Source organism: Lysobacter enzymogenes (assembly GCF_017168095.1).
Classification (GTDB): Bacteria; Pseudomonadota; Gammaproteobacteria; order Xanthomonadales; family Xanthomonadaceae; genus Lysobacter; species Lysobacter enzymogenes_D.
Genome location: NZ_LXSD01000230.1, coordinates 17956 through 27300, shown reverse-complemented (window position 1 = coordinate 27300; position 9345 = coordinate 17956). Strand labels below are relative to the sequence as shown.

At 67.4% G+C, this 9345-nt stretch carries 6 protein-coding genes and 1 tRNA gene; 1 reads left to right on the top strand and 6 read right to left on the bottom strand.

Annotation, left to right across the window (positions count from 1 at the left end):
- The first annotated feature begins 131 nt into the window (after positions 1 to 131).
- Positions 132 to 1259, top strand: a complete 1128-nt coding sequence (locus tag A7A76_RS06010; RefSeq protein ID WP_206410338.1) for an MvdC/MvdD family ATP grasp protein — start codon at positions 132 to 134, stop codon at positions 1257 to 1259.
- A 106-nt stretch (positions 1260 to 1365) separates the two neighbouring features.
- Here A7A76_RS06010 and A7A76_RS06005 read toward each other — a convergent pair whose 3' ends face one another.
- The 6 genes from A7A76_RS06005 to A7A76_RS05980 form a co-directional block, all read right to left on the bottom strand.
- Positions 1366 to 1527, bottom strand: coding sequence for a hypothetical protein (locus tag A7A76_RS06005; RefSeq protein ID WP_206410337.1), 162 nt, complete (start codon positions 1525 to 1527; stop codon positions 1366 to 1368).
- Positions 1528 to 2013: 486 nt separating this feature from the next.
- Positions 2014 to 2088: transfer RNA gene (locus A7A76_RS06000), tRNA-Val, on the bottom strand.
- Positions 2089 to 2233: 145 nt separating this feature from the next.
- Complete coding sequence (gene uvrB, locus A7A76_RS05995; RefSeq protein WP_206410336.1) at positions 2234 to 4264, bottom strand: excinuclease ABC subunit UvrB; 2031 nt, start codon at positions 4262 to 4264, stop codon at positions 2234 to 2236.
- Positions 4265 to 4451: 187 nt separating this feature from the next.
- Positions 4452 to 4901, bottom strand: a complete 450-nt coding sequence (locus tag A7A76_RS05990) for a type IV pilin protein (protein ID WP_206410335.1) — start codon at positions 4899 to 4901, stop codon at positions 4452 to 4454.
- 13 nt (positions 4902 to 4914) lie between these two features.
- Positions 4915 to 8799, bottom strand: coding sequence for a pilus assembly protein (locus A7A76_RS05985; protein WP_206410334.1), 3885 nt, complete (start codon positions 8797 to 8799; stop codon positions 4915 to 4917).
- A 10-nt stretch (positions 8800 to 8809) separates the two neighbouring features.
- Positions 8810 to 9343: a pilus assembly PilX family protein gene (locus tag A7A76_RS05980; RefSeq protein ID WP_206410333.1), complete on the bottom strand. Its 534-nt coding sequence runs from the start codon at positions 9341 to 9343 to the stop codon at positions 8810 to 8812.
- Positions 9344 to 9345 lie beyond the last annotated feature (2 nt).

The window sequence follows — 9345 nt, the reverse complement described above, 5'->3', positions numbered from 1 at the left end:
GACGCCGCGGCCGCGCGCAACGCCGACGCGCCCGCCTCGCCCTCGCGCGCCGACGCGAACGCAAACGCCGGCGCCGCGCCCGAACCCGTTCCGCCTCCGGCTCCCGCCCTTACCGACTGAAGGAAACGCGCATGACGACATTGATTGTCTCCGACCCCTGGGACATCCACGCCCGCTCGGTGGCCTGGGCGCTGGAGAACGAAGGCGAACGCGTCCACGTCTGGTACACCCACGACTATCCGCAGAAGCACGGCGTGAGCCTGCGCACCGGCGGCGGCCCGGCGGCGGTGTCGCTGCACTGCCTGCGCCACGAATGCGACTTCGACACTGCCGACGTCGATGCGGTGTGGCTGCGCCGCTGGTACCAGCCGGCGCCGTCGCAGCAGCTGCACCCGGCCGATGTCCGCTTCGCCCAACTGGAATCCACCGAGTTCGTACGCGCGACCATCAACCTGCTCGATGCGCAGCGCGAGCGCTTCTGGGTCAACCCGGTGCGGGCCAAGGCGCTGGCCGACCGCAAGGCGGTGCAGTTGCACCACGCCGCCGCGGTCGGCCTGGACACGCCGCCGACGCTGATCTCCAACGACCCCGAGGCGATCCGCGCGTTCTACCGCGAGCACGGCGGCCGCGCGATCTACAAGCCGATCACCGCCGCGGCCTGGATCAGCGAGAGCGAGGAAAAGGTCCGCGGCACCTTCACCACCGCGCTGACCGACGAGTTGCTGCGCGAGGACGCGGCGCTGTCGAACGCGCCGGGCATCTACCAGCCGCTGCTGGACAAGGCCTACGAGCTGCGGGTGACGGTGATGGGCCATACCGTGATCGCCGCGCGCCTGCACTCCCAGCGCGAAGGCGACTACCTCACCGACTGGCGCGCCAACGACTTCGACGAACGCATGGGCTGCGAGCGCTACGCCCTGCCCGAGGCGGTGCAGGCGCGCTGCCTGCAGGTCATGGCGCGGCTGGGGCTGGTGTTCGGCTGCATCGACATCGTGGTCACCCGCGACGGCCGCTACGTATTCCTGGAAGTCAACGAAATGGGCCAGTTCATGTGGCTGGAGGCGATCAACCCCGGCCTACAGCTGATGGATTGCGCGGTCGCGTTCCTGCGCAGCCGCGACCCGGCCTTCGTCTACGACTGGCGGGAACCGGCGTACCGCTATCGCGACTACTGGGAATCGCGCGGCGAACGCGGCGAGGCCGAGCCGGACGCGCAGCGCCACGTGCCGCTGCCGCAGGTGTTCCAGATGCGCGAGTGAGCGCCGCCGGCGCGGGCGCCGCGCCCGCGCGGCCGCGGAAAACGAACGGGCCGGGAGGCGTCGCCTCCCGGCCCGTGGCCATCTTGCGCAGTCCGGGAAGGCCGGATTACGGAATATGGTCGCCGTTGTCGGCGAAATCGATCTCGTTGAACGGGCTGGTGCGGCGATAGGTCGTCGCGGCCACGAACGCGGCGTTCTGCTCGGCGCCTTCCATCTGCTCGGATTCGATCGCGACCATGCGGCCGATCAGGCGGGTCTGTTCGCTCATAACCTACTACTCCGTTAGCAAGGCGGCGGATCGCCGCGATCCGAAGATAGGAAGCCGGGTTCGCACGCGGCAAGACGCCTGGCCCCGTCAATTGTTCCAGTGCCGCCGGACAGGCGGAAAAAAAGTGCCTGTGGGCAAGCAGTTAGCGCCCGCAAAAGGCACCGGGCGACACGCCAAATTCGGCAAAGCAGCCTACTTCCGGGCTCAAATGGCGTGAAGAAAAAGTGACGACGGTTGCGCGCCTGCGCAAGCCGCCGCAGCGCGGCGAAAACCCGGCTGGATACGGGAAAACTCCGTAGCTCGCAGCCCTGGCGCAGCGCTCGCCTTGGACTGCCCGGGCCTCGCTGCCGAAGCCGGCCGACATGGACGAGCCGCGCTCGACCCGAGACGGCCGCGACCGCGGGAGCGATGCCACCGCGATGACACCCGGCCGCGCAAGCGAAAACGGCGGAGCCCCGAAAGGCCCCGCCGTTCAATCGCTTAAATTGGTGGGCGATACAGGGTTCGAACCTGTGACCCCTACCATGTCAAGGTAGTGCTCTACCGCTGAGCTAATCGCCCGTCGCCGAATCTTTCGTGAAGCTCCCCGGCGAAGGGAGCGCAGTCTAGCCCAGAGCCCGACGCGGGACAAGCGTTTTTTTGCGCCGCCGCAACCGTCGCCGCGGCGCAGACCCGCAGCCGCGGCGAACCCGCGGCCGCGGACGCCTCAGGCGCCGAAACCGGCGTCCTTGAGTTGCCGCAACTGGTCGCGCACCGCTGCGGCCTGCTCGAATTCCAGGTCGCGCGCGTGCTGGTACATCTGCTGTTCCAGCTGCTTGATCCGGGCCGCGAACTGGGCCGGCGACAGCGCCGCGTACTCGGCCCGCTCCTCGGCCACCCGGCGCGCCTTGCCGCGCGCCTTGAGCGCCTCGGGATCGACCCGCGCGCCTTCCATGATGTCGACCACGGCCTTGGCCACCGACTTGGGCACGATCCCGTGCTGCTCGTTGTATTCGACCTGGCGCTGCCGGCGCCGGTCGGTCTCCTCGATCGCCCGCTGCATCGAATTGGTGATGCGGTCGGCGTAGAGGATCGCCTTGCCGCGCAGGTTGCGCGCGGCGCGGCCGATGGTCTGGATCAGCGAGCCGGTCGAACGCAGGAAGCCTTCCTTGTCGGCGTCGAGGATCGCCACCAGCGACACCTCGGGCATGTCCAGGCCTTCGCGCAGCAGGTTGATGCCGACCAGCACGTCGAACTTGCCCAGGCGCAGGTCGCGGATGATTTCCACGCGCTCGACCGTGTCCACGTCCGAATGCAGGTAGCGCACCTTGACCCCGTGCTCGCCCAGGTACTCGGTGAGGTTCTCGGCCATGCGCTTGGTCAGGGTGGTGATCAGCACGCGGTCGCCGATCGCCACGCGCTCGCGAATCTCGCCGAGCACGTCGTCGACCTGGGTCGCGACCGGGCGGATCTCCACCTGCGGATCGACCAGGCCGGTCGGGCGTACCACCAGCTCGGTGATCTCGCCCTCGGAAGTGCGCAGCTCGTACGGGCCCGGCGTGGCCGAGACGAAGATCGCGCGCGGCGAGCGCCCTTCCCACTCCTCGAAGCGCAGCGGCCGGTTGTCCAGCGCCGAGGGCATGCGGAAACCGAATTCGACCAGGGTTTCCTTGCGCGAGCGGTCGCCTTTGTACATCGCGCCGATCTGCGGGATGGTCACGTGCGATTCGTCGACCACCAGCAGCGCGTCCGGCGGCAGGTAGTCGAACAGGCACGGCGGCGGCTCGCCGGGCATGTGTCCGCTGAGGTGGCGCGAATAGTTTTCGATGCCGTTGCAGTAGCCGACCTCGGCCAGCATCTCCAGGTCGAACTGGGTGCGCTGGGCCAGGCGCTGCGCCTCGACCAGCTTGTTGTTGGCGTACAGGTACTCCAGGCGCTCGCGCAGCTCTTCCTTGATCGTCTCGATCGCGTCGAGCACGGTGCGGCGCGTGGTGACGTAGTGCGAGCCCGGATAGATCGTGTAGCGCGGCACCTTTTCCAGGGTTTCGCCGGTCAGCGGATCGAACAGCGAGAGGTTCTCGATCTCGCCGTCGAACAGCTCGATCCGCAGCGCCTGGGCGTCGCTTTCGGCCGGATGCACGTCGATGACCTCGCCGCGCACGCGGTAGGTGGCGCGGCGCAGTTCGGTGTCGTTGCGGGTGTACTGCATCTCGGTCAGGCGGCGGATCAGCTCGCGCTGGTCGATGCGCTCGCCGCGCACCATGTGCAGGACCATGCGGAAGTATTCGTTCGGATCGCCCAGGCCGTAGATCGCCGACACGGTGCATACGATCAAGGCGTCGCGGCGTTCGAGCAGGGCCTTGGTCGCCGACAGCCGCATCTGTTCGATGTGCTCGTTGACCGAGCTGTCCTTCTCGATGAAGGTGTCGCTGGACGGGACGTAGGCTTCGGGCTGGTAATAGTCGTAATAGCTGACGAAGTACTCGACCGCGTTGTGCGGGAAGAACGCCTTGAACTCGCCGTACAGCTGCGCCGCCAAAGTCTTGTTCGGCGCCATCACCAGGGTCGGCTTCTGCACCCGCTGGACCACGTTGGCGATGGTGTAGGTCTTGCCCGAGCCGGTGACGCCGAGCAGGGTCTGGTGGGCCAGGCCGTTCTCGAAACCGGCGCTGAGCCGCTCGATCGCCTGCGGCTGGTCGCCCGCCGGCTCATACGGCGCTACCAAGCGGAATTCGGAGGACTGGGGGGTGTCGTCCATTGCTGCGGCCCGCGCTTGTGCGAATCGGGCAGTTTAGCGAATGCCGTCTCAGCGGGTGAGACGGCCTCGGCGGCGCGGGACGCTGCGGTCAGGAACCTGCAGCCGGACACCCAGCCGCCAGAATCGGCACGGCCCGCCCGCCTGACCGGCGAACGGGCCGCGCGCGGCCGGCGGCGGACGCCGGGCCTCAGTTCCAGCACTTCTCCGGCGTCGCCGGCTCTTTCTTGCCGGTGTTGTCGATCGACAAGGTGCCGCAGACGTCCTTTTCCTGGCCGGTGCCGGCGACCGGCTTGGCCACGATCTTGAACGTACCCGCGGCGACCGCGCCGCTGAAGGACAGATCGTAGAACTTGGTGCCCTTCTGCGGCGACTGGCCGAAGCCGGCGTAGTCGGCCACGGTGGTCTTGCCGCCGCCCACGTAGGAGTTGTTCAGCGTGTAGAAGCGCTCCATCGCCTGCGCGGCCTCGGCCAGGTCGGCCTTGGCCTGGCCGCGCCGGCTCTTGCGCACGCTGTCCTGGTAGGTGGGCACCGCCACCCCCACCAGGATCGCCACGATCGCCAGCGCGATCAGCAGCTCGATGATGGTGAAACCCCGCTCGGCCCGCGCCGAGGCTTGCTTGTCCCGCTGCAGCTTCATCTGGGTTCCTCAGTTATCGGATCTGGCGCCAGGACTGGCGACCGCAGGGGCGCGGCAGGTAGTACGGCCGCGAGCCGGACGCCTGCGCCATGAACGAGCACCGCGAATTCTTGGCGTCCTCGATGTCCTTGCCGGTGGCGGTGTCGGACACGTAGCTGATCTTGTCCATCGCCATCACCCCCACTTCGGTCACCGGCGCGGTGATCGGCGTGCTGGTCGAGGACTTGAGCTTCTCCGCGCCGGTGCCGGCCGCCAGCTTGGTCCCGTTCGGACCGTCGATGGTGGCGTAGTCCAGGCCGGCGCTGCCGTCGACCGCGCCCAGACCGTACAGCCAGTTGTTGCCGTCGGTGGCGCAGGCGTCGGTGCTGCTCGGGTCGTAGGTCGGCACGAACAGGATGCCGCTCTGCAGGCGCGGGTAGCCGATCATGCGTTCGCCGGTGGCGACCGGGTTTCCGCTGCCGGACGTATCCACGCCCAGGTCGACGAACCAGCCGCGCTGCGCCGCCGCCAGGCGGCTGTTGCTGATCATGCGCGAGCCGTTCGACTCGGCGCTGATGAACTGCTGGCGCAGCTTGCTGCGGCCATCGACGACGGTGCCGTTGTCGATGATGCCGTAGATGCTCTGCATGTCCTTGTTGGTCGGGTCGTTGTTGAAGGCGAAACTGCCCGTGCCGAAGTAGATCATCACGTTGTTGCGCACGGTGGTGGCTTCGAAGCCGCCGATGATCGGCTGGCGCTTGTTGTAGTCGTCCTGCGAGCGGGCGATGAACAGCGGCGCGCCGTTGAAGGCGACGGAATTGTTGCGCAGATCGAACTTCCACACCGCGCCGTTGAGGTCGCCGGCATAGACGGTGTCGGCGTAGCCGTCGCGCACGGTCGCGCCGGTGGTGCCCTGGTAGCGGTCGATCACCACCACGTTGCCCAGGCCGTTCTTGGCGCGCGTCGGCTTGTTGGCGCCGGTTTCCTCGGCGGTGATGGTCTTGACGCTGCCGTCCATCATGTCGACCACGAACAGCACGGCCTTGCCGTTGACGCTGTTGTAGCCGTTGCCGAAGATCGCCTTCCACTTCACGGTGCCGCCGGCGTCGATCACCGGCACGATCGCGGCCTTGCCGAGCACGCTGCCGATGTCGTTGCCGCCGTTGGCGGCGCCGGACTTGTCGGTGATCTCCCACAGCACGTTCAGCGTGGTCTGGGCCGACACGTCCATGCCGAACACGCCGCGGCCGCCGGCGCCGACGCTGCCGACCAGCACGGTCTTCCAGTTGCCGCCGTCGTAGGCGTCGGACACGGTGATCTTGCCGTCGACGAAATAGCGGTGGGTAAAGATCTGGTTGTTGCGGTCGGCGGCGTTGTACGGGAACAGCAGGTTGCCCATGTGGCCGAGCGCGGTCGACGGGATGTAGCCGAACGCCTCGCGGCCGTCGGTGCCGTCGAAGGCGTGCAGCATGCCGTCGTTGGCGCCGACATAGACGAAGGGCTTGCGGTTGGCGTCGACCTTCGACTTCAGATAGGCGGCGTAGTTGAAGCGGTCCAGCCCGCCGGCGCTGGTGCGCAGGCCGCGATAGCCGTAGTCGTCGCCCTTGGCCGACAGCACCGGCGTGGAGTTGACGATGTCGCCGAGCAAGGTGGTGCGCTTGCGCAGGCGCTTGCCGTCGTCGGTGCGCGAGCCGCGCAGGTAGGCCACCGCCGCCGCGGCCGGAATGCCGTTGCCGTTGTCGATGCGGTTGAACTTGCCCGAGCAGGTCTGCAGCGAGTCGCTGCACAGCGCAGCCAGCGCGGCCGCGTCGGTGGCGCCGAGGTTGGTGGCCTGGAAGTCCTTGAGCGTGGGCTTGACCGTGCCGGCGGCGAGCGCGCCATAGCGGATGTTGCGGCTGGCGCCTTCGAGCAGGGCCGAGGCTTCCCACATCGCGGTGAAGGTGACCTTGCCGGAGACCTGGTCGAAGTTGGCCTTGTCGGCGTTGAGCTTGCTGAACCAGTCGGTGCCGTTGTTGGCGATCTCGTAGCTCGGCGTCACCGAGAAGGTGTTGGCGCCGACGCGCGCGCCGGTCAGGCCGAGGCTGCCCGACGGCGTCGCGCCGCCGCCGACCGAGGCCAGGATCTCGCGCATCGCGTTGGTGATGTCGGCCGGGGTGGTGGCGTTGATGAACTTGCCGCGCGCGTTCATCGTCGCGTGCCAGATTTCGTCGACCGTGCTCGGATTGTCGTTCTGGCGCGCTTCCCAGGCCGGGAAGGTCACGTACGGATCCGGCGTGTTGGTCTTGGGATCGTAGGTGTTGCCGTAGATGTTGCCCTTGGCGCCGAGGGTGACGCCGTAGAAATTCATGTGCGGATTCTTGTTGCAATCCAGGCGCGGATCGTCCGGCGTGGTCTTGCACGCGTCCGGCACCGGCACCTTGCCCTGGGCCATGTCGGGGCGCAGGTTGGTCTGGTAGTACGCCGCGGCGGTGTCGGCCAGGGTGTTGTTGAACGAATCCTTCAGCGGCGCCGGCATGTTGCCGTCGCCGAGCAGGCCGGTGTCCAGGCCGGGGCCGTCGCTGTTGCTGTAGCCGTCGGTGAACAGCATGCCGGCGTTGATCTGGCAGGCCGACTTGACCGGCGCCGCGTCGTCGGTGCGCCTGAACTGGCGGCCCAGATGGCGAACCGCCCAACGGTTCGGCGTGCCGCCGTTGGCGCCCAGCGTGAGCAGCGACTCTTCGTACAGCGCCTTCTTGTCCGCGCTGGAGTTCATGTCGCGCATGGCGACATTGGCGTAGGTGGGATTGCTCACGTCGCCGGTGTAGCTGTTGATCGTGAACATACCCACGTTCATCTTCGTCACCGATTCCAGCGACAACGTCAGCGCGGCCTTCATGGCGCGGCTGCGGTTGCCGTAGTAGCTGAACCAGTTCGCGAAGTTGGTGATGGCCTTCTGGTAGTCGGCGGCCGCCGCATAGTTGCCGGAAACGATTTCGTACTTGTACAGCGCGCAGCCCTTGCCGCAGGCGTTGTCGACCTTGAGCGGCGTCGCGGTGTAGCCCGAAGCGACACCGGCCTTGTCCGAGGTCGAGAAGTACACCGCCGGCCGATACTTCAACGCGACGTAGCAGCTGCGGGTCATGCGCAGGCCGCCGGCAGGGACCTTGTCGAGGGTGTTCGGGATCGCGGTCCGCGAGGTCAGGCCGCCGCAGTTGTTGACATTGTTGTTGATGTTGGCGGCCCGGGCCAGGTAGTACTCGGTGCCGGCCGGGATCGTCATCCCTTGCGGGACCATGAAGTACTCGCGGTAGCTGGTCGCCGGTTCGAAGGCGAACAGCATCCCGCTCAGGTCGTACTTGGCCGCATTGACGTCGTTGGGATCGGAACTGGCGGCCTTGGGATCGGAATCGGGGAAGTCGACGATTTCCTGGGCGGCGTTGGGCCTCTTCCAGCGCGCGTAGGTCACGTCCGGATTGAAGTAGGCCGGGTTGAATTCCGAGGAACGGGCGAAGCCGTACTTGTCGAACGGCGGAATCGCGCCTCGGCCGATGTTTCTGAAGTCGGTCTGCAGATAGGCGTTGCGCTGCGGCAGCACGTACTGGAAATCGTCGACATCGAACGAGTCGTTCTGCGTGCGCAGGCGCGCGCTGGCGTTGCTGCCGGTAAAGAAGCCGTTGCCTTTGCCGGCGCCGCCGTCGTCCTCGCCGGCGATGCTCCAGAACGCGGTGCCGTCGCGCCCCGGGAACAAGGTCTGGAAGGTCATCGAACCCGAGTCGTCCACCGCCATGACGAACGACGGCGGCACGGTCACCACCGAGTTCAGCGGCGACTGGGCCAGGTCGCCTTCGGCCTGCAGCGCGTTGGCGGCGTACCACCAGTAGGCGCCGCCCGCGCCGACGAGCAGCAGCGAAGCGGCGAGCAAAGAACGGTAGGAAGTCATGACGAGTTCCTCAGGGAACGAAAATGGTGTCGATGACCGAATCCGAGCCGGGATTCGTGCCGCGGTCGACCGCGTAGGCCGTGACCTGGAAGATCAGGTTGGTGTTCTCGCTGACCGGCTCCTTGCCGGAGCTGATGCTGCCGCCGGCGCTGACGCATTCGTCGATGCGGCGCACGTAGCTGAGCTTGGCGTCGGCCGGCAGCGGATTGGCGTATTTGAGGTTTTCCGCCCAGCCGCTGGGATCGAAGCCCTCGGCGCTGCAGATCGGCGCATCGATCTGCAGGGCTTCCACGCCGCTGCTCTTGACCTGGCGGGCGATCGCGATCTCGCGTTCGCGCGCGCGGCCTTCGGCGCCCTGGAAGGCCAGGTTGGCCGAGCGGTAGCTGGCGGTCATGCGTTCCTGCAGGCCGGTGACCTGCATCGCGGTGACGCCGATCAGCGCCAGCAGCACCAGCATCATGAGCGCGACGTACAGCACGGCGCCGCGTTGGCTGCGCGGGCCGGCGATGCTGCGGCCGGTGCGGCGGTGGCGATGGATGCTCATGG

What these genes read in the sequence shown, in the direction of transcription:
- A7A76_RS06010 (WP_206410338.1), top strand. Translation starts at nt 132, where the DNA reads ATGACGACATTGATTGTCTCCGACCCCTGGGACATCCACGCCCGCTCG.
- A7A76_RS06005 (WP_206410337.1), bottom strand. Translation starts at nt 1,527, where the DNA reads ATGAGCGAACAGACCCGCCTGATCGGCCGCATGGTCGCGATCGAATCC.
- uvrB (WP_206410336.1), bottom strand. Translation starts at nt 4,264, where the DNA reads ATGGACGACACCCCCCAGTCCTCCGAATTCCGCTTGGTAGCGCCGTAT.
- A7A76_RS05990 (WP_206410335.1), bottom strand. Translation starts at nt 4,901, where the DNA reads ATGAAGCTGCAGCGGGACAAGCAAGCCTCGGCGCGGGCCGAGCGGGGT.
- A7A76_RS05985 (WP_206410334.1), bottom strand. Translation starts at nt 8,799, where the DNA reads ATGACTTCCTACCGTTCTTTGCTCGCCGCTTCGCTGCTGCTCGTCGGC.
- A7A76_RS05980 (WP_206410333.1), bottom strand. Translation starts at nt 9,343, where the DNA reads ATGAGCATCCATCGCCACCGCCGCACCGGCCGCAGCATCGCCGGCCCG.